The 22788-nt window shown below is 59.3% G+C and carries 19 protein-coding genes and 6 tRNA genes; 2 read left to right on the top strand and 23 right to left on the bottom strand.

What is annotated here, in order from left to right; translation table 11 throughout:
- Positions 1-14 precede the first annotated feature (14 nt).
- The 3 genes from holA to leuS are packed head-to-tail and all read right to left on the bottom strand — an operon-like array spanning position 15 to position 4236.
- Complete coding sequence (gene holA / locus ACK3SD_RS12720) at positions 15-1043, bottom strand: DNA polymerase III subunit delta (protein WP_481125725.1); 1029 nt, start codon at positions 1041-1043, stop codon at positions 15-17.
- Entirely contained in the window at positions 1040-1639 is a 600-nt protein-coding gene (lptE, locus tag ACK3SD_RS12715; RefSeq protein WP_481125724.1) for an LPS assembly lipoprotein LptE, read from the bottom strand. The genes holA and lptE overlap by 4 nt, the downstream gene beginning before the upstream one ends.
- A 14-nt stretch (positions 1640-1653) precedes the next feature.
- On the bottom strand, positions 1654-4236 hold the full coding sequence (gene leuS / locus ACK3SD_RS12710; protein ID WP_481125723.1) for a leucine--tRNA ligase: 2583 nt from the start codon (positions 4234-4236) through the stop codon (positions 1654-1656).
- A 277-nt stretch (positions 4237-4513) separates the two neighbouring features.
- On the opposite strand from leuS, the gene ACK3SD_RS12705 reads away from it, so the two are divergent.
- Positions 4514-4993, top strand: coding sequence for a zinc ribbon-containing protein (locus ACK3SD_RS12705; protein ID WP_137763895.1), 480 nt, complete (start codon positions 4514-4516; stop codon positions 4991-4993).
- 41 nt (positions 4994-5034) lie between these two features.
- Here the strand turns inward: ACK3SD_RS12705 and ACK3SD_RS12700 are convergent, their stop codons facing one another.
- The 9 genes from ACK3SD_RS12700 to miaB form a co-directional block, all read right to left on the bottom strand.
- Positions 5035-5760, bottom strand: coding sequence for an amino acid ABC transporter ATP-binding protein (locus tag ACK3SD_RS12700; protein ID WP_481125722.1), 726 nt, complete (start codon positions 5758-5760; stop codon positions 5035-5037).
- On the bottom strand, positions 5760-6434 hold the full coding sequence (gene gltK, locus ACK3SD_RS12695) for a glutamate/aspartate ABC transporter permease GltK (protein WP_137763893.1): 675 nt from the start codon (positions 6432-6434) through the stop codon (positions 5760-5762). Before gltK ends, ACK3SD_RS12700 begins: the two co-directional genes overlap by 1 nt.
- Positions 6434-7174 (bottom strand): amino acid ABC transporter permease, encoded by a 741-nt coding sequence (locus tag ACK3SD_RS12690; protein WP_137763892.1) that lies wholly within the window; start codon positions 7172-7174, stop codon positions 6434-6436. Before ACK3SD_RS12690 ends, gltK begins: the two co-directional genes overlap by 1 nt.
- Before the next feature lie 138 nt (positions 7175-7312).
- Positions 7313-8218: a glutamate/aspartate ABC transporter substrate-binding protein gene (locus tag ACK3SD_RS12685; RefSeq protein ID WP_481125721.1), complete on the bottom strand. Its 906-nt coding sequence runs from the start codon at positions 8216-8218 to the stop codon at positions 7313-7315.
- A 350-nt stretch (positions 8219-8568) separates the two neighbouring features.
- A complete protein-coding gene (lnt, locus tag ACK3SD_RS12680) occupies positions 8569-10104 on the bottom strand; it encodes an apolipoprotein N-acyltransferase (RefSeq protein ID WP_481125720.1) in 1536 nt (511 codons plus the stop codon).
- 8 nt (positions 10105-10112) lie between these two features.
- Positions 10113-10997: a CNNM family magnesium/cobalt transport protein CorC gene (corC, locus tag ACK3SD_RS12675; protein ID WP_137763889.1), complete on the bottom strand. Its 885-nt coding sequence runs from the start codon at positions 10995-10997 to the stop codon at positions 10113-10115.
- Between the two features lie 121 nt (positions 10998-11118).
- A complete protein-coding gene (ybeY, locus tag ACK3SD_RS12670) occupies positions 11119-11592 on the bottom strand; it encodes an rRNA maturation RNase YbeY (protein ID WP_137763888.1) in 474 nt (157 codons plus the stop codon).
- A complete protein-coding gene (locus tag ACK3SD_RS12665) occupies positions 11589-12692 on the bottom strand; it encodes a PhoH family protein (RefSeq protein WP_481125719.1) in 1104 nt (367 codons plus the stop codon). Before ACK3SD_RS12665 ends, ybeY begins: the two co-directional genes overlap by 4 nt.
- 237 nt (positions 12693-12929) lie before the next feature.
- Positions 12930-14354 (bottom strand): tRNA (N6-isopentenyl adenosine(37)-C2)-methylthiotransferase MiaB, encoded by a 1425-nt coding sequence (gene miaB, locus ACK3SD_RS12660; protein WP_137763887.1) that lies wholly within the window; start codon positions 14352-14354, stop codon positions 12930-12932.
- Positions 14355-14535: 181 nt separating this feature from the next.
- On the opposite strand from miaB, the gene ubiF reads away from it, so the two are divergent.
- The gene (gene ubiF, locus ACK3SD_RS12655) at positions 14536-15717 is read left to right on the top strand and encodes a 3-demethoxyubiquinol 3-hydroxylase (protein WP_481125718.1); all 1182 of its coding nucleotides are present in this window, start codon (positions 14536-14538) and stop codon (positions 15715-15717) included.
- 89 nt (positions 15718-15806) lie between these two features.
- Here the strand turns inward: ubiF and ACK3SD_RS12650 are convergent.
- From ACK3SD_RS12650 to nagB, 11 genes are all read right to left on the bottom strand, one after another.
- A tRNA-Gln gene (locus tag ACK3SD_RS12650) sits at positions 15807-15881 on the bottom strand.
- Positions 15882-15887: 6 nt separating this feature from the next.
- Positions 15888-15964: transfer RNA gene (locus ACK3SD_RS12645), tRNA-Met, on the bottom strand.
- Between the two features lie 73 nt (positions 15965-16037).
- Positions 16038-16112 (bottom strand) — tRNA-Gln (locus ACK3SD_RS12640).
- 42 nt (positions 16113-16154) lie between these two features.
- Positions 16155-16229, bottom strand: a tRNA-Gln gene (locus ACK3SD_RS12635).
- 24 nt (positions 16230-16253) lie between these two features.
- Positions 16254-16338, bottom strand: a tRNA-Leu gene (locus ACK3SD_RS12630).
- A 10-nt stretch (positions 16339-16348) separates the two neighbouring features.
- Positions 16349-16425 (bottom strand) — tRNA-Met (locus ACK3SD_RS12625).
- Between the two features lie 218 nt (positions 16426-16643).
- A complete protein-coding gene (asnB, locus tag ACK3SD_RS12620; RefSeq protein ID WP_481125717.1) occupies positions 16644-18305 on the bottom strand; it encodes an asparagine synthase B in 1662 nt (553 codons plus the stop codon).
- Positions 18306-18595: 290 nt separating this feature from the next.
- Positions 18596-19348, bottom strand: a complete 753-nt coding sequence (locus ACK3SD_RS12615; protein ID WP_137763884.1) for an HAD-IIA family hydrolase — start codon at positions 19346-19348, stop codon at positions 18596-18598.
- Between the two features lie 103 nt (positions 19349-19451).
- Positions 19452-20672 carry a DNA-binding transcriptional regulator NagC gene (gene nagC / locus ACK3SD_RS12610; RefSeq protein ID WP_481125716.1) on the bottom strand — a complete coding sequence of 407 codons (1221 nt, stop codon included), beginning with the start codon at positions 20670-20672 and terminating at the stop codon, positions 19452-19454.
- Positions 20673-20690: 18 nt separating this feature from the next.
- Positions 20691-21830: an N-acetylglucosamine-6-phosphate deacetylase gene (gene nagA / locus ACK3SD_RS12605; protein ID WP_481125715.1), complete on the bottom strand. Its 1140-nt coding sequence runs from the start codon at positions 21828-21830 to the stop codon at positions 20691-20693.
- Positions 21831-21915: 85 nt separating this feature from the next.
- Positions 21916-22716, bottom strand: a complete 801-nt coding sequence (gene nagB, locus ACK3SD_RS12600; protein WP_481125714.1) for a glucosamine-6-phosphate deaminase — start codon at positions 22714-22716, stop codon at positions 21916-21918.
- Between the last annotated feature and the right edge of the window lie 72 nt (positions 22717-22788).

Genomic DNA, 22788 nt, shown 5'->3' with positions numbered 1-22788 from the left:
GTGGCGATGGGGGGTCAGTAAAAGATAGCAGGCAGCGCCTTGCCGCACAGCAGCAGGGAGAGCGTCTCCAGCTCCGGCCACACTGACTGGCCATAATCCTGCTTGAGGGTGCGCTCCAGATCCGCCAGCAGCCGGATGGACTGGTGCAGTTGCGGCAGGGAGAGGCGTTGCAGCGCCTGCGTCATCAATGGGCGGCGGTTCTGCCACACCTTGTGCTGGTCAAACAGCGCCCGCAGCGGCTGGGCATCGCCAGCCCGTTTCAAGGTCAGCAGCAGCAACAGCTCGCGTTGCAGCGTCCGCAGCAAGATCACCGGTTCGCTCTCCTCCAGCCGCAGTTGGTGAAGAATGTGCAGCGCCCGCTTGCTCTTACCAGCCAGCAGCGCATCCAACCAGTGATAAGGGGTAAAGTGGGCGGCGTCATTGACGGCGGTCTCGACGCGCGGCAGGGTGAGTTTGCCATCCGGGAACAGCAGGGAGAGCCGCTCCAGCGCCTGCGCCAACGCCAGCAGGTTACCCTCGTAGCAGTAGCAGAGCAGCTGGTTGGCTGGCTCATCCAGCGACAGCTTCATCGCCGCCGCCCGCTGGGCGACCCAGCGTGGCAGTTGCGCCTGCTCTGGCGTCTGGCAACTGACCCAGGCACCGCCCGCACTGCCCATTGCCTTGTACCAGGCGCTGTTCTCCTGCGCCCGTGTCAGGCGCGGGGCGCGCAGCATCAGCAAGATATCCGGGTGCAGCAGCCCGGCAAGTTTCACCAGCTGTTCGCCGATCGGGGCCGTGGGGCCGCTCTCCGGCAGCATCAGCAAAAGCGTCTGGCGACTGGAGAAGAGGCTCAGCGCCTGACAGACGCTGAAGATGGCGTCCCAGTCGGTATGGTTATCGAGCGCAAAGCTGTAGTGCTCGCTAAACCCCGCTTGCTGGGCCGCCGCGCGGATCTGGTCCTGGCTCTCCTGCAACAGCAACGGGTCGTTGCCGCACAGCAGATAACAGGCGCGCAGCCCCTCACGGAGCTGCGCGGCAAGTTGTTCAGGGTAGAGACGAATCATTGTGCGCGGACGCTGGCAGGCTGAAGGGCATCCGTGGCCGGTGGCGGGGTGCTCTCCGCACCGGGGGCGCTCAAGCTGACTTTCTGCGGTTTGGCGGCCTCAGCGGCATGGACGGTCAGCAGCTTACGCACCAACTGTTGCGCTACCTGCTCACGCATCTCCTGCAGGATCAAGTCTTGCTCGGCATCTTTGGCCAACGCCGTCAGCGGGTTGTCAAAGAAGGAGCGGAAGGCTTTGGCCTGAATCGGATAGAGATCGTGGCCCGGCAGCAGGACTTGGGCATCGACCGTCATCACCAGCTGGTACTCAGCGGTCTTACCATCCTGGAAGATCGAGACCGTATCCTGGCTCTGGTTCGAGCTGACAATACGTAGCGACGGCAGATCCTGGCGGGCGGACTTCTGGACAATCTTCACATCACTCAATCGCAGCTGTTCACGAACGGCCCGCGTGAGCGGGCCATAGGGATCGTAGCTGTCGAGCATCATGGTTTTCAGTTCCTCGGGCACCTGGGTGGTGCCGCGAAGGTGGAAGCCGCATCCAGAGGTCACCAGCACGGCGACCCCCAATAGCAGCAGCATCAAACGATGTCGCACAACGCCTCCTTGTCTCAACCTACCACCAGGTTCAGCAGTTTGCCGGGCACATAGATCACTTTACGGATGGTCACGCCATCCAGATATTTGGCCACCAGATGCTCCTGACCGGCGCGCGCGCGCACCTGCTCTTCTGTCGCATCGGCGGGCACGGTGATTTTGCCGCGCACTTTACCGTTAACCTGCACCACCACCAGTTTCGAATCCTCGACCATGGCGCTCTCATCGGCAACCGGCCACGGCGCGGTGTCGATGTCGCCTTCGCCGCCCAGTACCTGCCACAGGGTGAAGCAGATGTGCGGGGTGAACGGGTAGAGCATCCGCACCACGGCCAGCAGCGCTTCCTGCAACAGTGCGCGATCCTGCTCGCTCTCCTGCGGGGCACGGGCCAGCTTGTTCATCAGCTCCATCACGGCAGCGATCGCGGTGTTGAAGGTCTGGCGGCGGCCGATGTCATCGGTCACCTTGGCGATGGTTTTGTGCAGGTCACGGCGCAGCTCTTTCTGTGCGTCATTCAGGCCAGCGACATCCAGCGGCTGCGCGGTGCCCTTGTCCACATGCTCGTAAGCCAGTTTCCAGACGCGCTTCAGGAAGCGGTTGGCCCCCTCAACGCCAGACTCCTGCCACTCCAGCGTCATTTCAGCCGGGGAGGCGAACATCATGAACAGACGCACGGTGTCAGCGCCGTAACGCTCAACCATCACCTGCGGGTCGATGCCGTTGTTTTTCGACTTCGACATCTTGCTCATGCCAGCATAGACCAGCTCGCGGCCCTCTGGATCGGTCGCCTTGATAATGCGGCCCTTCTCATCGCGCTCCAGGGTGGCGTCAATCGGGGAGACCCAGTTGCGCTCGCCGTTGGCACCGGTGTAGTAGAAGGCGTCTGCCAGCACCATGCCCTGACACAGCAGGCGCTTGGCCGGCTCGTCGGAGTCCACCAGCCCTGCGTCGCGCATCAGCTTGTGGAAGAAGCGGAAGTACATCAGGTGCATGATGGCGTGCTCAATGCCGCCCACATACTGATCCACTGGCAGCCAGTAGTTGGCAGCGGCCGGATCCAGCATCCCTTGGTCATACTGCGGGCAGGTGTAGCGCGCGTAGTACCAGGAGGACTCCATGAAGGTGTCGAAGGTGTCAGTCTCACGCAGCGCTGGCTGGCCGTTAACGGTGGTTTTGGCCCACTCCGGGTCAGACTTGATTGGACTGGTGATGCCATCCATCACCACATCCTCCGGCAGCACCACCGGCAGCTGGTCTTCCGGCGTTGGCATCACGGTGCCATCTTCCAGCGTGACCATCGGGATCGGCGCGCCCCAGTAACGCTGGCGCGACACGCCCCAGTCACGCAGACGGTAGTTCACCTTGCGCTGGCCGCGGCCCAGAGAGACCAGTTTGTCAGCAATGGCGTTGAAGCCCTGCTGGAAGTCCAGGCCATCAAACTCGCCAGAGTTGAACAGCACGCCCTTCTCGGTCTGCGCCTGCGCGCTCAGGTCTGGCTCGCTGCCATCGGCATTCAGGATAACCGGCTTGATCGGTAGGTTGTACTTGGTAGCGAACTCCCAGTCGCGCTGGTCGTGGCCCGGTACTGCCATGACCGCGCCGGTGCCGTACTCCATCAGTACGAAGTTAGCGATCCAAATCGCCACTTTCTCGCCGGTCAGCGGGTGGATGGCAACCAGCCCGGTGTCCATGCCCTTCTTCTCCATCGTCGCCATATCGGCTTCTGCTACCTTGGTGTTGCGGCACTCGGCGATGAAGTCAGCCAGCGCTGGGTTGCCAGCGGCGGCTTGCAGGGAGAGCGGGTGGCCCGCGGCAACGGCCACGTAGGTCACGCCCATAAAGGTGTCAGGACGGGTGGTGTAGACCGTCAGCGTCTCTTCACTCTCTTCGACGTCGAAAGTGATCTCCACGCCTTCAGAACGGCCGATCCAGTTGCGCTGCATGGTTTTGACCTGCTCAGGCCAGCTCTCCAGCGTATCCAGGTCGTTCAGCAGTTGATCGGCGTAGTCGGTGATCTTGATGAACCACTGGGGGATCTCTTTGCGCTCGACCTTGGTGTCACAGCGCCAGCAGCACCCTTCGATAACCTGCTCGTTGGCCAGCACGGTCTGGTCATGCGGGCACCAGTTCACGGCGGACGTTTTCTTGTAGACCAGACCCTTCTCATAGAGCTTGGTGAAGAACCACTGCTCCCAACGGTAGTAGTCAGGTTTGCAGGTAGCGATTTCACGATCCCAGTCATAGCCGAAGCCCAGCACTTTCAGCTGGTTCTTCATATATTCAATGTTTTCGTAGGTCCAGGGCGCGGGCGCGGTGTTGTTTTTGACTGCCGCACCCTCAGCCGGCAGGCCGAAGGCATCCCAGCCGATGGGCTGGAGCACGTTTTTGCCCAGCATACGCTGGTAACGGGAGATCACATCGCCGATGGTGTAGTTACGCACGTGGCCCATGTGGAGGCGGCCGGAAGGGTAGGGCAGCATGGAGAGGCAGTAGTACTTCTCCTTGGTTGCATCCTCGGTCACCTTAAAAGTTTGCTTCTCTTGCCAGTGAAGCTGGACGTTTGACTCTATGTCTTCTGGGCGGTATTGCTCTTGCATGGCGGCCGGTGGTCCTATAGTGAAAACAGCTACGCCTGTAGCCTTATCTGATTCATATAAAGAGATCCGCATAGCATAGCTGATAAGCGCCTGACGCAACAACACCCAGCGCCCGCCGTGGGCGTATTTCTCCCGGCCCGGCAGGCAATTTTGCGAAAGGGGCCGTAAAGCCAGAATTTTCCCCGAATCACATCAGGCGTTTACGACTAAACTGAACAGCAGGAGAGGCGCGCCCGGCGGGCCGCAGCATGATTACGCCGAACAGAGTGAGGATCGTATGAGTAACGTTGCACACTATTACCGTGAACTGGTTTCATCCCTAACGGAGCGCATTAAGGGCGGCGATCGTGACATTGACGCATTGGTACGCAGCGCGGAGGCGCGGCTGAGAACCGCGGGTGACCTGAGCGAGGAGGAGATCCGCCAGGTGACGCAGGCGGTGCGGCGCGATCTGGAGGAGTTTGCCCGCAGCTACCAGGAGAGTGACGAATTCACTGACAGCGTCTTTATGCGCGTGATCAAAGAGAGCCTGTGGCAGGAGCTGGCGGACATCACCGACAAAACGCAATTGGAGTGGCGCGAGGTGTTCAAGGATGTGACGCACCACGGCGTCTACCACACCGGCGAGGTGGTGGGGTTGGGGAATTTGGTGTGTGAGAAGTGCCACTACCACATGCCGATCTACACGCCAGAGATCCTGCCGCTCTGCCCGAAGTGTGGCCATGACCAGTTCAACCGCAAGCCGTTCCAGCCCTAGGGGAAAGTGGCCGCGCCCAAGTGGCGCGGCCAGCGTAACGGTCAGTGCAGGATTTTGGCCAGAAAATCACGCGCCCGCTCAGATTGCGGGTTGGTGAAGAAGTCGTTTTTGTCGCGGTCCTCGACGATGCGCCCCTCATCCATAAAGATCACGCGGTTCGCCACCTTGCGGGCAAAGCCCATCTCATGGGTCACCACCATCATCGTCATTCCCTCCTGCGCCAGCTCCACCATGACATCCAGCACCTCGTTGATCATCTCCGGGTCGAGGGCCGAGGTAGGTTCGTCGAACAGCATGGCGACCGGGTCCATGCAGAGCGCGCGCGCAATCGCCACCCGCTGCTGCTGGCCGCCGGAGAGCTGGCCGGGAAACTTGTTGGCGTGCGCAGCCAGACCCACGCGATCAAGGAGTTTTAGCCCCTTATCACGCGCCGCGGCCTTGTCGCGCTTGAGCACCTTGATTTGCGCCAGCGTCAGGTTATCGACAATCGACAGGTGCGGGAACAGTTCGAAGTGCTGGAACACCATGCCCACCTTGGCGCGCAGTTGCGCCAGATTGGTTTTGCGGTCATTAACTGGGATGCCGTTGACAATAATCTGGCCCTGCTGGATAGGCTCCAGACCATTCACGGTCTTGATCAGGGTGGATTTGCCAGAGCCGGAGGGGCCGCAGACCACCACCACTTCCCCTTTCTGCACTTCAGTGCTGCACTCGGTCAGCACCTGGAAATGCCCATACCACTTGGAAATACTCTTCAGGGTGATCATCACACGGTCCTTTTCTTCAATACGCTGACCAGCAGAGAGGCCGCGATGCTAATAACGAAATACACTAGCCCGGCAAACAGCACCATCTCCACCTGGGTGCCGTCGCGCTCGCCAATGGTGGCGGCAGTGCGGAAGAAGTCCGCCAGGCTCAATACGTAGACCAGCGAGGTATCCTGGAACAGCACGATGCCCTGTGTCAGCAGCAGCGGGATCATGGCGCGGAACGCTTGCGGCAGGATCACCAGCTTCATGGATTGCCACGGGGTCATGCCCAGCGCCAGCGCGGCGGCATTCTGGCCGCGCGCCACGCTCAGGATGCCGGCGCGGATGATTTCGGAGTAGTAGGCTGCCTCAAACAGCGAGAAGGCCACCATCGCTGAAATCAGGCGAATATCGGTGTGCGGCGACAGCCCCAGCCCCTTTTGCAGCAGGCTCGGCACCACCAGATAGAACCAGAGCAGCACCATCACCAACGGCACGGAGCGGAACAGGTTGACATACAGGGTGGCGAACCAACTCACCGGCTTGAAGGTGGAGAGGCGCATCACCGCCAATAGCGTGCCCCACAAAATGCCAAACACCACGGCGGTCACGGTGATCTTCAGGGTGATCACCAGCCCGTCCAGCAGGTAAGGGAAGCTTGGCGGTATGGAACTCCAGTCAAACTCGTACATTATTTACCTCCCGCATGGCCGGGCAGTTTCACCCTGGATTCCACCAGCCGCATGATCACCATGATCACGGCGTTGATCAGGATATAGGCCAGCGTAATGGCGGTGAACGACTCATAGGCATGGGCCGAATAGTCAAGCAGCTTGCCGGCCTGTGCCGCCATGTCCACCAGCCCGATGGTGGAGGCAATGGCGGAGTTCTTCACCAGGTTCAGCATCTCGGAGGTCATTGGCGGCACAATCACCCGATAGGCGTTGGGCAGCAGCACATAGCGGTAGGTCTGCGGCAGCGTCAGGCCCATTGCCAGCCCGGCCGCCTTCTGCCCACGTGGCAGTGACTGGATGGCGGCGCGCACCTGTTCGCAGACGCGGGCCGCGGTAAACAGCCCGAGGCAGACCATCGAGGAGACAAAGAACTGCACATTGGGGTCCAGTTCCGACTTAAACCACATGCCGATGTCCACCGGTAGCAGCTCCGGCACCACCAGATACCAGATAAAGAACTGAACGATCAGCGGCACATTGCGGAACAGCTCGACATAGCAAGTACCCAGCCCGGCAAGAAAGCGGTTGGGCACGGTACGCAGAATGCCGAACAGCGACCCGACCAGAAACGCGATGATCCAAGCGCAAAAGGAGAGGGCAACCGTGACCTGAAACCCTGACCAGATCCAGCCCAAATAGGTAGTGTTGCCGAAGGGGGCCTCTTGCAAAAAGATGCCCCAGTTCCAGTTTGTTGACATACATCACTCCAGACAGCGGCCCGGCAGGATGGGGGACGGCAGAAGCGGCAAAGCCGGCGCGCGTGGGGCAGGGAACGGCCACCCCGGCTACCGGCTTCTCCTCTCTCCTGCCCTCATCCGGCCAGGACTCACAGGGGATTACGGCTTATCGTTCGGTGCCTTGAACAGGGCTTTCATGTCATCCGACAGGGCAAAGTTCATGTTCAGGTTCTTCGGCGGGATCGGCTGCTGGAACCACTTGTCATACCATTTGGTCGCCTCGCCGGAGGTCTGCGCCTGTACGATGGTGTCATCCACCAGCTTCTTGAAGGCCGTGTCACCCTTCGGCAGCATACAGCCGTATGCCTCATGGGATTGCGGCGTGCCGAGGATCTCCCACTGGTCCGGTTTCTTCGCCTTGGCGCGCTCGCCAGCCAGCAGGGCGTCATCCATCATGAAGGCCACCGCGCGGCCGCTCTCCAGGGTACGGAAGGAGTCGCCGTGATCCTTGGCGCTGATGATGCGCATACCCATCTTCTGCTCATCATTCAGCTTGTTGAGCAGGATCTCGGAGGTGGTGCCAGAGGTCACCACCACGGTTTTGCCCTTCAGATCCGGGAAGTCTTTGATAGGGGAGCCTTTCTTCACCAGCAGACGGGTGCCGACCACAAAGATGGTGTTGGAGAAGGCCGCCTGCTGCTGGCGCTCCAGGTTGTTGGTGGTGGAGCCGCACTCAAAGTCATAGGTGCCGTTCTGCAACAGCGGGATGCGGTTTTGCGAGGTGATGGGCAACATTTTCACCTGCAGGTTAGGGGCATTCAGTTGTTTCTTGATCGCCTCAACAATTGCATTCGAGTAGTCCTGGGAGTATCCCACCACTTTCTGCGTATTGTCGTAGTAGGAGAAGGGAACGGAAGATTCACGGTGCCCGACCACAATCACGCCGTTTTGTTTGATTTTTTGCAGCGTATCGGGGGATGCCCCGGCGGTGGTCTGTTCCGCGTGTGCACTGCCTGCGGCGATCCCGGCGAGCAGCAGCGATAACGCCAGTTTGCGCATTTGCATGGTCCTACTCCTTGCTGTAGTGGTGACGGTGGCGCAGCGCACCCCGCCAAAAAAAGAGACCGCGTTAGCGCGGCAAGCGGCCCTCGAAAAGCCTGTTTGAACATAGCTGAATGTAAATTTATTGAAACCAAAACGTTTCTTTTTTGCGACCAGCGCCGCACCAAATCAAGGCAAAAAAGCGGCCACGCACACTGCCGGTGCAGCAGGTGTCTTCAGATGGTGCATTCGCCAGACGAAACGTCAGGGTGGGTTACACGTCCAACTAAATCCTAACGTTATCAAGCAAGAGGCGTGCCAGCAGGCAAGGGGAAGGGAAGAAAAAGCCGGGGAGGACTCCCCGGCAGGGGGCATCAGGATGCACGCGGACGGCGCAGGGTGGCGTACAGCGACGCCACCCCGGCCAGCAGGGTCAGGAGCCACAGGGGCAGATCGCCCATGCGGGCATAGGGGGTCAGGCCGGTGGTGGGAGCCACCTTCACTTCCAGCACCTGGCGGGTAAACTGTGGCAACATTTTGATCACTTCACCGTGGGCATCCACGGCGGCAGTCACGCCATTGTTGGTGCTGCGCAGCAGCGGGCGGCCCAGCTCGACGGCGCGCATCCGTGCCATCTGGAAGTGCTGCCACGGGCCAATCGAGTGGCCGAACCAGGCGTCATTGGAGATGGTCAGCAGGAAGTCAGTGTCCGGGCGGAAATTCGCCCGCACCTGTTCACCCAAGATAATCTCGTAGCAGATGGCTGCCGTCAGGTTGAAGCCAGCCGCATGGAGCTGTGGCTGCACATAGCCGCCCCGGCTGAATGAGGACATCGGCAGGTCAAAGAAGGGAGCCAGCGGGCGCAACAGGCTCTCCAGCGGCACAAACTCGCCAAACGGCACCAGATGGTGTTTGTTGTAGCGGTCAGCGCTCGGGTAACGGTAGGGCGTTGGTTCGCCCAGCGCAATCACGCTGTTATAGTAGGCGTAGCCCTGCGACGTGCGGCGCGCATCCACGATACCGGTGATCAGGCTGCTGTGGTGGGCGCGCATCAGGTCATCCATCATCGTCAGGAAGGGTTGCTGATCGCTCTCAATGTCCGGGATAGCCGACTCCGGCCAGATAATCAGCGGCGCACGGCCAGCGTAGGGGCGGCTGGCATCCAGATAAGTTTCGAGGGTGGCGCGCAGCACTTTCGGATCCCACTTCATCGACTGCGGGATATTGCCCTGCACCATCGCCACGTTCACCGCCTTTTCCGGCTGCGGCGTAAACCAGCTGATCTGGCGCAGCGGCCAGGGGAGCAGCAGCATCGCCAACGCCACCACCGCTGGCACCACCTGCCGACGGCAGAGGGCATAGACCAGCAGGCCGCTGAGGGACATCAGAATAAAGGTGATGGTCTCGACGCCGAGCACCGGGGCGATGCCCTTCAGCGGGCCATCAATCTGGCTGTAGCCAAATTGCAGCCACGGGAAGCCGGTCAGTACCCAGCCGCGCAGGAACTCCGTCACCTGCCACAATGCCGGTGCCGCCAGCGCCACGCGCCACAGCGTCAGGCGCGGCCAGAGGCGCGCCAGCACGCCAGCGAACAGCATGGTATAGAGCGACAGGTAGGCGGCCAGCAGCACCACCAAGAACAGGTTGATCGGCATTGGCATACCGCCAAACTGGGCGATGCTGACATAGACCCAGTTGACGCCGCTGCCAAACAGCCCCAGTCCCCAGAAGAAGCCGATCCAGGCGGACTGGCTGGCGGAGCGGTTGAGGGTCAGCCCTTGCAGGCCACAGAGCGCAATAATCGCCGCGGGCCAGAAATCATAGGGGGAGAACGCCAGGGTGCCGCAGGCACCAAATAAGAGCGCCAGCGGGAGGCGTATCCGCTGGCGTTGTAATAGGGCGAGAGACATGGATTACGTTATTCTTCCATTTCCAATTTTGGTTGCGGTGCGTCATCCGGGATCTTGACGTGAACCTGGATGATACGTCGGCTATCTGCCATCGCAACTTTAAATACGTAACCATCAATCTCAATGGTTTCGCCACGGGCTGGCAGGTGGCCGAAGCCCTGCATCACCAGGCCGCCGATGGTATCGACCTCTTCATCACTGAACTGGGTGTTGAAGACCTCGTTGAAATCCTCAATCGGCGTCAGCGCGCGCACGGTGTAGGTGTGGCGGCTGAGCTGGCGGATGTCACGATCCTCTTCATCGTCATACTCATCCTCAATCTCACCCACGATCAGCTCCAGGATGTCCTCAATGGTCACCAGACCCGAGACGCCGCCGAACTCATCGATCACGATTGCCATATGGTAGCGCTGGGAGCGGAACTCCTTCAGCATCCGGTCAACGCGCTTGCTCTCTGGCACCACCACCGCCGGGCGCAGCACCTTGTCGATGCTGAACGGTTCGGATTCGGTGCGCATGAAGGGCAGCAGATCCTTGGCCATCAGGATGCCTTCAATGTGGTCCTTGTCTTCGCTGATCACCGGGAAGCGGGAGTGGGCGGACTCAATGATCACGTCCAGACACTCCTCCAGCGGCTGGTTTCGCTTCAGGGTCACCATCTGGGAGCGGGGGATCATGATGTCGCGTACGCGTTGGTCAGCAATGTCCATCACCCCTTCCAGCATATCGCGGGTATCGGGGTCAATCAGGTCATTCTGCTCGGAATCGCGGATTAGCTCGACCAGGTCGCCACGGTTTTTTGGCTCACCGTGAAACAGTTGGTTGAGGATAAGGGAAAAGAAGCCCTTCTTGGGACTGGGGCTGTCACTGCTCTGTGAATGGTCGTCGCTCATGGCGGTCTGGTTAATATTACTCGAGTTGGGAGGAAAAAATTATTATTAGTGAAATCGCGGCGTTTGTCGCCGGTTTCCGGCCAGATCGGGCACGAAAAACGCCGCGCGTCATCAGTTCACGTCAGGCATCGTCTTTTTCAGACAGGTAGGGGTCAGGGTAGCCCATCCCTTGCATGATCTCTGTCTCCAAAGATTCCATCTCTTCGGCCTCTTCGTCAACAATATGATCGTACCCTAGCAGATGCAGCGTGCCGTGGACAACCATATGTGCCCAGTGGGCCTCCAGCGCTTTCTCCTGCTCCTTGGCTTCCTGCTCCACCACCTGACGGCAGATGATCAGGTCGCCAAGCAGCGGCATCTCGATGCCCGGCGGGGCTTCAAACGGGAAGGAGAGCACGTTGGTTGGCTTGTCCTTGCCACGGTAGGTGAGGTTCAGCTCATGGCTCTCGGCCTCATCCACCAGCCGAATGGTCACCTCGGACTCCTCCTGGAACTGCGGTAAAACGGTATCAAGCCAACGCTGGAAATCAGCCTCGGCCGGCAGGCCCGCCGTCTCTTCACAGGCAATTTGCAGATCAAGGATCACGTTGCTCATGGGGCCTCCTGCGGCGGCACGGCGGCGGGGGCAGCCTGCTGTTGGGCATAGGCTTGCGTCTCACGCCGGCGCTGCTCCGCTTGGGCATCTCTGCGCTTCTGATCCTCGGCTTCCCACGCCTCATAGGCGATGACCACGCGGGCCACCACCGGGTGGCGTACCACGTCCTCGCTGTGGAAGAAGTTGAAACTGATCTCCTCCACGTTGGCCAGCACCTCAATGGCGTGGCGCAGGCCCGATTTCTGGTTGCGCGGCAAGTCAATCTGCGTGACGTCGCCGGTGATCACGGCCTTGGAGTTGAAGCCAATGCGCGTCAGGAACATCTTCATCTGCTCAATGGTAGTGTTCTGGCTCTCATCGAGGATGATAAAGGCGTCATTCAGCGTACGGCCACGCATGTAGGCAAGCGGTGCCACCTCAATCACGTTGCGCTCAATCAGTTTCTCAACCCGCTCAAAGCCGAGCATCTCAAACAGCGCGTCATACAGCGGGCGCAGGTAGGGGTCTACTTTCTGGCTGAGGTCGCCGGGCAGGAAGCCCAGCTTCTCACCGGCCTCTACCGCCGGGCGGGTCAGCAGGATGCGGCGCACTTCCTGACGCTCCAGCGCGTCCACCGCCGCGGCCACCGCCAGGTAGGTCTTCCCAGTACCGGCCGGGCCGATGCCGAAGGTGATGTCATGATCCAGGATGTTGGCGACATATTGTGCTTGATTGGGCGTACGCGGCTTCACCACCCCACGCTTGGTGCGGATGGTCACGGCCTTGCCGTAGTCAGGCACGCTCTCCGCGCTCTGCTCCAGCACGCGGCTCTCTTTAATCGCCAGGTGAATCTGTTCCGGGTCGATATCTTTGATCTCACCGCGAACCGGCGCCGTCTCCACGTAGAGATGGCGCAAAATGTCGATGGCGGCATTGACGATCAGGCTTTTGCCGACCAGTTTGAACTGGTTGTCACGGTGGTTAATCTCGATACCCAACCGGCGTTCAAGGTGTTTGATATTGTCATCAAACGGCCCGCACAGGCTCAGTAAGCGCTGGTTGTCGGCGGGTTCTAGCAGGATTTCTTGTGTCTCGACGTTCAAGCTGTTCCTCTGGGTCACATAGGGCCTGTTGATAGAGAAAAGTGCACTCTGCCGGAGTTCCGGCATAGGGTAATCATACATGCCATTTACCCCTTCTTCCTCTTTCTGGCAAGGGAGCAGAGCGCCTGGAGTATGAATATGAGGGTTAAATCGAAAAAATAAATGGTTGGCTGCAAGAAGTTTCTTGCGCCCGCGAAGCGGGTTCCAGCCGGGCAGGGGGCAGGGAGGGCGCACCGGGCGCCCTCTGGGGAGGCATTATGGCTGGTGGAGGCCGACGCCCAGTTCGCTCTCTTTGCGGGTACGGGCAATGACCGAGGAGGGGGACTCATGGATGCGCAGGTTCATCTGCTCCTCCGTGAGCACCACCACGCCGCGCAGGGAGTTGGCATAGACATCCACAATCTCTACGTCCACGAACTTGCCAATCATGTCTGGTGTGCCCTCAAAGTTGACCACGCGGTTGTTCTCAGTGCGGCCCGTCAGCTCCATCAGGCTTTTGCGTGACGGCCCCTCTACCAAAATACGCTGGACGGTGCCAACCATCTGGCGGCTGAACTGCATCACGTGCTGGTTGATGCGATCCTGAAGAATATGCAGGCGCTGCTTCTTCTCCTCTTCGCTGACGTCATCCACCATGTCCGCCGCCGGTGTGCCGGGGCGCGCGGAGTAGATGAAGCTGTAGCTCACGTCGAAATTGATCTCGGCAATCAGCTTCATGGTCTGCTCAAAGTCTGCCTGCGTCTCGCCGGGGAAGCCGACGATAAAGTCAGAACTGATGTGGATGTCCGGGCGCGCCTGACGCAGCTTGCGGATGGTGGCCTTGTACTCCAGCGCGGTGTGGGCGCGCTTCATCATGGTCAGCACCCGGTCAGAGCCGCTCTGCACCGGCAGGTGCAGGAAGCTCACCAGCTCTGGCGTGTCACGGTAGACATCAATGATGTCATCGGTGAACTCAATCGGGTGGCTGGTGGTGAAGCGCAGACGGTCAATGCCATCAATCGCTGCCACCAGTCGCAGCAGGTCGGCAAAGGTGCAGAGGGAGCCATCGAAATTCAGGCCGCGATAGGCATTGACGTTCTGCCCCAGCAGGTTGACCTCGCGCACGCCCTGTGCCGCCAGCTGGGCAATCTCAAACAGGATGTCATCGCTCGGGCGGCTCACCTCTTCACCACGGGTGTAGGGCACCACGCAGAAGCTGCAATACTTGTTGCAGCCCTCCATGATGGAGACAAAGGCGGTCGGGCCGTCGGCACGCGGCTCCGGCAGGCGGTCAAACTTCTCAATCTCCGGGAAGCTGATGTCCACGATGGGGCTGCGGGTGCCCTGCACATGGTTGATCATCTCCGGCAGGCGGTGCAGGGTTTGCGGCCCGAACACGATGTCCACGCAGGGCGCGCGCTGGCGCAGGAATTTGCCCTCCTGGGAGGCCACGCAGCCGCCGACGCCAATCACCAGCCCCGGCTTCGCCTCTTTCAGCTGCCGCCAGCGGCCCAGTAGAGCAAACACTTTTTCCTGCGCCTTTTCACGGATTGAACAGGTATTGAGCAGCAGAAGATCGGCGTCCTCCGCGTTCTCTGTCAGCTCATAACCATGAGTGCTGGCTAACAGGTCAGCCATCTTCGATGAATCGTACTCGTTCATCTGACAGCCCCAGGTTTTAATATGCAGTTTTTTGGTCATTGACGTGCCATTACTCAATGCGGAAGAGAAAGCTTCTCGGGTAAGCTTGGGTTGCAGGGCTGCTATTCTAATCGCTCACCGCGGTGGTGACCAGTGTGGGAAAACCGGGGTGTGCCTGTTGCAGGCAGAAAAATCCGGTACACTTCCTGATGTTGTCATCACAATTTGGTATCTAGCCATTATGAAGAGTTCAGAGAATCAGTCAGACATTGCGGTGGTGGGCGGCGGAATGGTTGGCGCGGCAGCCGCGCTGGGGCTGGCTGAGCAGGGGTTCCGCGTCGCCCTGCTGGAACATGCCGCCCCGACGGAGTTCGATCCGCAAAGCGCGCCTGACCTGCGCATTTCAGCGCTGGGGAGCGCCTCGGTCAGGTTGCTCGACCAGCTGGGGGCCTGGCAGGCGGTGAAGCAGATGCGCTGCGCGCCCTATCGCCGGCTGGAGACCTGGGAGATGCCCGGCTCAGAGGTGGTGTTTGACGCGGCGGCACTCGGCTTGCCGGAGCTGGGGTATATGGTGGAGAACCTGGTGCTGCAACGCGCGCTCTGGCAGCGGGCGCAGCAACAGCCCCGCATCAGCCTGCACTGTCCAGCCTCTCTGGAGGGGATGGCGCGTGAGGCGGACGGCTGGGCATTGACGCTGGCCGATGGGCAGGTGATTTCGGCACGGCTGGTGATAGGTGCGGATGGCGCGCAGTCGCAGGTGCGGCAGCTGGCGGGCATTGGCGTCAATGGCTGGCAGTATCGCCACGCCTGTATGCTGATCAGTGTTGAAACCGAACAGCCAGATCAGGATGCCACCTGGCAACAGTTCTTCCCCAGCGGCCCGCGCGCCTTCCTGCCGCTGTTTGGCCGTTATGCGTCGCTGGTGTGGTATGACAGCCCGGCGCGCATCCGCTACCTGCAATCCTTGCCGATGGCGCAATTGAGCCGCGAGATTGAGCAGGCCTTCCCGGCCCGCGTCGGCAAGGTGACCGCGCTGGCCGCCGGTGCCTTCCCATTGACGCGTCGCCATGCCCATAACTATGTGCAGTCGGGTCTGGCACTGGTAGGCGATGCGGCCCACACCATCAATCCATTGGCGGGGCAGGGCGTTAACCTTGGCTACCGCGACGTGGAGGCGCTGATCGATGTGCTGGCGACTGCCCGTGAACGTGGTGAGTCGTGGGCGGGTGCGGAGGTGCTGGGGCGTTACCAGCAGCGCCGCAAGCTGGATAACCTGATGATGCAGAGCGGCATGGATCTCTTCTACACCGCGTTCAGCAACGATCTGGCACCGGTGCGCATGGTGCGCAATGCGGCGTTGATGCTGGCGCAGCGGGGCGGACGGCTAAAGGAACGGGCATTACGTTACGCGCTAGGGTTGTAAGGGCCGGGCCGGGCAGTGTCCCGGCCTTTTTATCTGCTCTGAACGCAGAAAAGCAAAAAGCCCGCCGAAGCGAGCTTTTTGCTTTTTTTTGGCTGGGGTACCAGGATTCGAACCTGGGAATGCCGGAATCAGAATCCGGTGCCTTACCGCTTGGCGATACCCCAATAAATTGGTGGCTACGACGGGAATCGAACCTGTGACCCCAGCATTATGAGTGCTGTGCTCTAACCAGCTGAGCTACGTAGCCAAATTGTACTTCTGTGTGCTTGCGCTGCTATATATATTACATATCAACGTCTTAATTGCAACTCTTTGTTGTTTGGCTGGGGTACCTGGATTCGAACCAGGGAATGCCGGTATCAAAAACCGGTGCCTTACCGCTTGGCGATACCCCAACTGGAGTCAACAACAAAAATACTGCATTCTTCCGAAGAAGATGGCTGGGGTACCTGGATTCGAACCAGGGAATGCCGGTATCAAAAACCGGTGCCTTACCGCTTGGCGATACCCCATCCGTACAACAACGTGAAGAGAAATGGTGCGGGAGGCGAGACTTGAACTCGCACACCTTGCGGCGCCAGAACCTAAATCTGGTGCGTCTACCAATTTCGCCACTCCCGCAACAAAAAGATGGTGGCTACGACGGGATTCGAACCTGTGACCCCAGCATTATGAGTGCTGTGCTCTAACCAGCTGAGCTACGTAGCCATCTTTTTTCGCGTTACCTTCATCGGCGTTGCGGGGCGCATTATGCGTATATGACCGAATTGCGTCAACAAGTTTTTTCCCGAAAAATCGCATCCCGATACTGTTTGTTTGGCTTGTGTACAGTATGCTGGCAAATTCGTCAAAAAGTGTCATTTATCACGCAATTGGGGCATAAAAAAACGGGCCATAGAGGCCCGTTATGGAAAAACATGAGATTACTAGTAGGCGGACTGGTGCACGCCCACTGCGCGGCCAGACGGGTCATCCATCTTTTTGAACGACTCATCCCACTCAATGGCCTTGGCGGAGGAGCAGGCCACCGACGGGCCGCCTGGTACGCACTCGGCTGCGCTCGGCACCGGGAACAGCTCTTCAAAGATCGTCCGGTAGAGGTAACCCTCTTTTGAGGACGGGGTGTTGTACGGGAAGCGGAAGTGTGCCGTCTCCAGCTGCTGGTCAGTGATCTGTTGTGCCGCCACCTCTTTCAGGGTGTCGATCCAGCTGTAGCCCACGCCGTCAGAGAACTGCTCTTTCTGGCGCCACGCCACACTCTCCGGCAGGTAGGATTCAAAGCACTCACGCAGGATGTGCTTCTCCATCTTGCCGTTGCCGCACATTTTGTCCTGCGGGTTGATGCGCATCGCCACGTCCAGGAACTTCTTGTCCAGGAAGGGTACGCGCGCTTCTACGCCCCAGGCAGCCATCGCCTTGTTGGCGCGGGCGCAGTCATACATATGCAGCGCCAGCAGCTTGCGCACGGTCTCTTCGTGGAACTCTTTGGCGTTTGGCGCCTTGTGGAAGTAGAGGTAGCCGCCAAACACTTCGTCCGCCCCTTCGCCAGAGAGCACCATCTTGATGCCCATCGCCTTGATCTTGCGTGACATCAGATACATCGGCGTGGAGGCGCGGATGGTGGTCACGTCATACGTTTCGATGTGGTAGATCACGTCACGGATGGCGTCGAGGCCCTCTTGTACTGTGAAGTGAATCTCATGGTGTACGGTGCCCAGATGGTTAGCCACCTCTTGCGCGGCGCGCAGGTCGGGCGAGCCCTCCAGACCGACGGCAAAGGAGTGCAGTTGCGGCCACCAGGCTTCGCTGCGGCTGTCATCCTCGACGCGGTGACCCGCGTATTTCTTGGTGATCGCCGAGATAATCGAGGAGTCCAGACCGCCAGAGAGCAGCACGCCGTAAGGCACGTCAGTCATCAGGTGGCTTTTCACGGACTCTTCCAGCGCGGTGCGCAGGGCAGCGGCGTCAGTGACGTTATCTTTCACGTTCTCATAGTCAAACCAGTCGCAGCGATAGTACTCACGCACGGTGCCATCTTGGCTCCACAGGTAGCTGCCAGCCGGGAACTCTTTGATGGTCTTGCACACCGGCACCAGCGATTTCATCTCAGAGGCGACAAACAGGTTGCCGTGCTCATCGTGGCCCATATAGAGCGGGATGATGCCGAGGTGGTCGCGGCCAATCAGGTAGGCATCGCGCTCGGTGTCATAAAGGATGAAGGCGAACATCCCCTGCAACTCGTCCAGAAACTCCGGGCCTTTCTCCTGATAGAGCGCCAGGATCACTTCGCAGTCGGAACCGGTCTGGAAGGCGTAACGGTCGCCCAACTCCTGACGCAGCGCCTGATGGTTGTAGATTTCGCCGTTCACCGCCAGCACGTGGGTGTGGGCAGGGTTGTAGAGAGGTTGTGCGCCAGTGTTGACGTCGACGATGGAAAGACGCTCGTGGGCCAGAATGGCCTTGTCACCCGCGAAGACCCCGGACCAGTCCGGTCCACGGTGACGCATCAGGCGGGAGAGCTCCAGCGCTTTTTTGCGCAGTTCAGAAGCATCAGTTTTGATATCGAGCACACCAAAAATAGAACACATATAACTTCTCCTAACGACCTTTCCAAAGCGGTAATGATGTAGTGTAGGCAGCGTCTGGCTAAGAAATCCCCGGCTGCTTGTCTGATTAAGAACATGCGCCAAAACCTGCAGATGATGCAAGCGATTTAGCGTTGAGGGGTAAAATAGTTCATTGACCCCTGAACATTCTTAGCGGATCTGCAATTTAACGGGGGATAAATTAGGGATTGTTCAATTTTTACGGCAGGCACGGCAAAAGAGGAAAAGTACTCGAGAGCGGGGCGCCTGCCACTGACCGGCGCCCTATGCAGTTAAATGACGTCAATCTCTGCCACGGAAGGGTAGATCCAGGTCGGGCGGAACGGCATGGTGTCCACGTCACTGAGGGTCGAGACGCCAGAGAGCACCAGAATGGTCTCCAGCCCAGCCTGGAAGCCGGCCAGAATGTCGGTGCGCAGGTTGTCGCCGACAATGACCGTATCCTCAGAGTGCGCCTGCATTTTGTTAAGGGCAGAGCGGATGATCCACGGGCTAGGCTTGCCGACGTAGAATGGCTTGCGCCCGGTAATCTTCTCAATCGGGGCGCAGAGCGCGCCGCAGGCCGGGAAGAAGCCACGCCCGTGGGTGTCTGGGTTGGTGGCGATAAAACGCGCGCCGTTGGAGACGAAGTAGGAGGCCTTGTGGATCATGTCGAAGTTATAGGAGCGGGTTTCGCCAACGATCACAAAATCAGGGTTAATGTCAGTGATGGTGAATCCCGCTTTATACAGCTCATGAATCAGCGCGCCCTCGCCAATCACATAGGCTTTCTTGCCCTCTTGGCGGCGCAGGAAGTCGGCGGTTGCCATTGCAGAGGTAAAGAAAGCGCTGTCTGGCACCTCAATGCCCGCCGCCAGAAAGCGGTTCGCCAGATCCTGGGCGGTCTGGGAGGGGTAGTTGGTGAGAATCACCAATGGCATACCCTGCTCCTGCACGCGCGCCAAAAAGGCCGCCGCGCCGGGGACTGCGGTGTTGTCGTGCATCAGCACGCCATCAATATCACAAATTACATTCTTTATTGTCATGGGCTGCATACTCGCGTTGGATAAGGGCGGCGTGGCCTGCCCCGTCGGCCGCCTTTCCAGGCCGAAGGTCAACAGTATAGGCCAGCGCCGCAGCGAAAGTGTGTCAGGATTCCAGCAGGCGTTGCAGCAGGACGCCATTTAGCATGGCGCGTTTGACCAGCGCAAAGGCACCAATAGAGGACCGATGGTTCAGCTCAGAGGTAACGATGGGCAGGTTATGGCGGAAATCTTTCAACACCTGCGTATTGATGCACCCCTGAATGGCAGGCAGCAGCACCTTCTCTGCCTCAGTGATCTCACCAGCCAGCACCACTTTTTGTGGGTTGAACAGGTTGATGGCGATGGCAATGGCCTTGCCAAGGTAGCGGCCAACATTTTCGATCACCTCCACCGCCAGCGGATCGCCACGGTTGGCGGCCTTGCAGATGGCAGCAATGCTGTGATCCTCCAGCGTCAGCTTGCTGGGGTAACCTTGGGTCAGCAGGTGGCGCACCCGGTTCTCAATCGCCGCATTGGCGGCGATGGTTTCCAGACAGCCGAAGTTGCCGCAGTGGCAGCGTTCGCCAAGCGGGTCTACCTGGATGTGGCCTATCTCGCCAACGTTACCGTTGCTACCGAGGAAAATTTTCCCATTCACCAAAATGCCAGCGCCGGTTCCACGGTGCAGGCGAACCAGAATGGAGTCGCCGCAGTCGCGGGTTGCACCAAAGTAGTGCTCCGCCAGCGCCAGGCTGCGAATATCATGGCCAACAAAGCTAGTGGTACCGAAGCGCTGCTGCAACTTTTCCACCAATTGCCAGTTGCTGACCTGGATATGCGGCATGTAACGCACCACGCCGTGCTCCGGGTTCACCAAGCCGGGCACAATCACCGCGATGGCGATCAGCTCACGCAGCTTGCGCTGGTTCTCTTCGATAAAGCGCGCCAGCGCGGCAAACAGCGCCTCCTCCAGTGTCTCTTGGGTGCGCTGGGGCAGGGGGCAGGAGGACTCGCTCAACGCCTTGCCGCCCATGTCATACAGGGTGATGGTGGCGTCATGGCGGCCCAGCCGCACGCCGAGGGCATGGAAGTGGCGGGTCTCGGTGATGATGGAGATGGCACGGCGGCCACCGGTGGACGCCTGCTGGTCTACTTCGCGGATCAGGCCGCGCTCTAGCAGTTGGCGGGTAATTTTGGTGACGCTGGCCGGCGCCAGTTGGCTCAATTCCGCAATCTGGATGCGTGAGATGGGCCCCTGTTGATCAATCAGCCGGTAGACGGCCGCGCCATTCAACTGCTTGACCAGATCAACGTTTCCGATTTGTGACTGCCCGCCGGTGCCCATGTCCTTACCCGCTCATGATTAAACGCCGTTACCGTTAACAAACGTTTTGGTGATAGTAAAATCGCGGTCAAATGCTGTCAGGTTGGCGACCTTGCCGACCTCCAGCGTGCCTAATCTGGCTTCCACGCCGATTGCCCGCGCCGGGTAGAGAGTCGCCATGCGCAGGGCTTCATCCAGGGCGATGCCGGCATGTTCGACGCTGTTGCGTACTGCTTCGATCATGGTCAGTGCAGAACCGCTCAGCGTGCCGTTGTCATCCACGCATAACCCATTGCGATAGTATATTGTTTTGCCAGCAAAAATGAACTGGTCAATGTCGGCGCCCGCCGGGGCGGTGGCGTCGGTGACCAGCACCAGCTTGTCACCCTTGAGCCGTTTGGCGTTACGGATGCTGGCCCAGGCAACGTGGTGGCCGTCAGCAATAATGCCGCTATAAACCTCTGGGGTGTCAAAAATCGCCCCCATCAGCCCCGGCTCACGGCCAGTCAGGTAGGGCATAGCATTATAGAGGTGCGTCGCGAAGCTGACGCCCGCGGCAAAGCCCTTGCGCGCCTCATCATAGGTGGCGTTGGAGTGGCCGGCGGAGACCACGATCCCAGCCTGATGCAGTTGGCGGATCACGCTGGCGTCCACGCGCTCCGGTGCCAGCGTCACCTTGGCAATCACATCGGCGTTCTCGCACAGGTAGTCAATCATCGCGGCATCCGGCGTGCGGATGAAGTCCGGATTGTGGGTGCCCTTCTTCAGCGGGTTGAGGTACGGCCCTTCCAGATGCAAACCAAGCGCCTGATTCTGGTGCTGTTGCAGGTAGGCGCGCATCACGTCCACGCCGTGGCGCATATGCTCATCACTGCAGGTAATGAGCGTCGGTAGGTAGCTGGTGCAGCCCGACTTCTCATTCGCCTTCTGCATAATCTCCAGCGTCTGTGTTGAGATGGCCTCCAGCGAGTCATTGAACTGCACGCCGCCGCAGCCGTTAAGCTGCAGATCGATAAATCCGGGGGCCAGGTTCGCACCGTCCAGATCGAAGGTTTGGATGCCAGTTGGCAGCTCCGCTTCCGGGCAGATTTTGCTGATCATGCCGTTTTCAATGACCACGGCATGGCCATCCAGAATGTCATGGCCGGTATAGAGTCGGCCGTGGATTAACGCGTACATCTTCGCCCCCTGATTACTTAGACGTTTACTGATTTGACCATCCTGTCATGCCAGCGGACGCAACGCCCCCGCTGGCCGCAAGAGATTACAGATCTTTTATGTTTTCCGCTTCCAGCTCGCGGAAATATTTCACTGTTTTTACCTTCAGCTCCATGGTGGAAGGCTCATCGCACACCACCACCGCTTTCGGGTGCAGTTGCAGACAGCTGATAGTCCACATATGGTTAATGTTGCCCTCTACCGCCGCCTGCAATGCCTGCGCCTTCAGGTGGCCGGTCACCAGAATCATCACCTCTTCGGCATCCAGCAGGGTGCCTACGCCCACGGTCAGGGCATATTTGGGCACCTGGCTGACATCACCGCCAAAGAAGCGGGAGTTGGCGATACGGGTGTCTTCCGTTAGCGTCTTGATGCGGGTACGGGAGGACAGCGAGGAGGCCGGCTCATTAAAGGCGATGTGGCCGTCATTGCCCACGCCACCCATAAACAGATGGATCTTGCCGTAGGACTTAATTTTCGCCTCGTAACGACGGCACTCCTCATCCACATCGTCGGCATTGCCGTTCAGCAGGTTGATGTTCTCAGCCGGAATATCCACATGGTCGAAGAAGTTACTGTACATGAAGCTATGGTAGCTCTCGGGATGTTGCTGTGGCAGGCCCACGTACTCATCCATATTGAAGGTTACCACATGTTGGAAGCTGACCTGGCCCGCTTTGTGCATGGCGATGAGGTGCTTGTAGGCTTCAAGTGGGGTGCCGCCGGTCGGCAGGCCCAGTAGGAAGGGGCGATCGGCAGTGGGGTTGAAGGCATTGATGCGATTGACGATGTGACGCGCTGCCCATTTGCCAACTTCCGCAGGGGATTTTAGTGGGATTAATCTCATTATTCACCTCTTAAATGCTTGAAATAAAGATATACTGCCAACCGACAGAATCCGTGGTGCCTGACCCATCGC

The organism is Chimaeribacter sp. YP20170169 (assembly GCF_056739715.1).
Note: the sequence above shows the minus strand (reverse complement) of the source record. Positions and strands in the feature narration are given on the sequence as shown.

Bases quoted from the DNA above. Each gene is read 5' to 3' on its own strand.
- holA (WP_481125725.1), bottom strand. From the start codon at position 1,043: ATGATTCGTCTCTACCCTGAACAACTTGCCGCGCAGCTCCGTGAGGGG.
- leuS (WP_481125723.1), bottom strand. From the start codon at position 4,236: ATGCAAGAGCAATACCGCCCAGAAGACATAGAGTCAAACGTCCAGCTT.
- ACK3SD_RS12705 (WP_137763895.1), top strand. From the start codon at position 4,514: ATGAGTAACGTTGCACACTATTACCGTGAACTGGTTTCATCCCTAACG.
- ACK3SD_RS12700 (WP_481125722.1), bottom strand. From the start codon at position 5,760: ATGATCACCCTGAAGAGTATTTCCAAGTGGTATGGGCATTTCCAGGTG.
- gltK (WP_137763893.1), bottom strand. From the start codon at position 6,434: ATGTACGAGTTTGACTGGAGTTCCATACCGCCAAGCTTCCCTTACCTG.
- ACK3SD_RS12690 (WP_137763892.1), bottom strand. From the start codon at position 7,174: ATGTCAACAAACTGGAACTGGGGCATCTTTTTGCAAGAGGCCCCCTTC.
- ACK3SD_RS12685 (WP_481125721.1), bottom strand. From the start codon at position 8,218: ATGCAAATGCGCAAACTGGCGTTATCGCTGCTGCTCGCCGGGATCGCC.
- lnt (WP_481125720.1), bottom strand. From the start codon at position 10,104: ATGTCTCTCGCCCTATTACAACGCCAGCGGATACGCCTCCCGCTGGCG.
- corC (WP_137763889.1), bottom strand. From the start codon at position 10,997: ATGAGCGACGACCATTCACAGAGCAGTGACAGCCCCAGTCCCAAGAAG.
- ybeY (WP_137763888.1), bottom strand. From the start codon at position 11,592: ATGAGCAACGTGATCCTTGATCTGCAAATTGCCTGTGAAGAGACGGCG.
- miaB (WP_137763887.1), bottom strand. From the start codon at position 14,354: ATGACCAAAAAACTGCATATTAAAACCTGGGGCTGTCAGATGAACGAG.
- ubiF (WP_481125718.1), top strand. From the start codon at position 14,536: ATGAAGAGTTCAGAGAATCAGTCAGACATTGCGGTGGTGGGCGGCGGA.
- asnB (WP_481125717.1), bottom strand. From the start codon at position 18,305: ATGTGTTCTATTTTTGGTGTGCTCGATATCAAAACTGATGCTTCTGAA.
- ACK3SD_RS12615 (WP_137763884.1), bottom strand. From the start codon at position 19,348: ATGACAATAAAGAATGTAATTTGTGATATTGATGGCGTGCTGATGCAC.
- nagC (WP_481125716.1), bottom strand. From the start codon at position 20,672: ATGGGCACCGGCGGGCAGTCACAAATCGGAAACGTTGATCTGGTCAAG.
- nagA (WP_481125715.1), bottom strand. From the start codon at position 21,830: ATGTACGCGTTAATCCACGGCCGACTCTATACCGGCCATGACATTCTG.
- nagB (WP_481125714.1), bottom strand. From the start codon at position 22,716: ATGAGATTAATCCCACTAAAATCCCCTGCGGAAGTTGGCAAATGGGCA.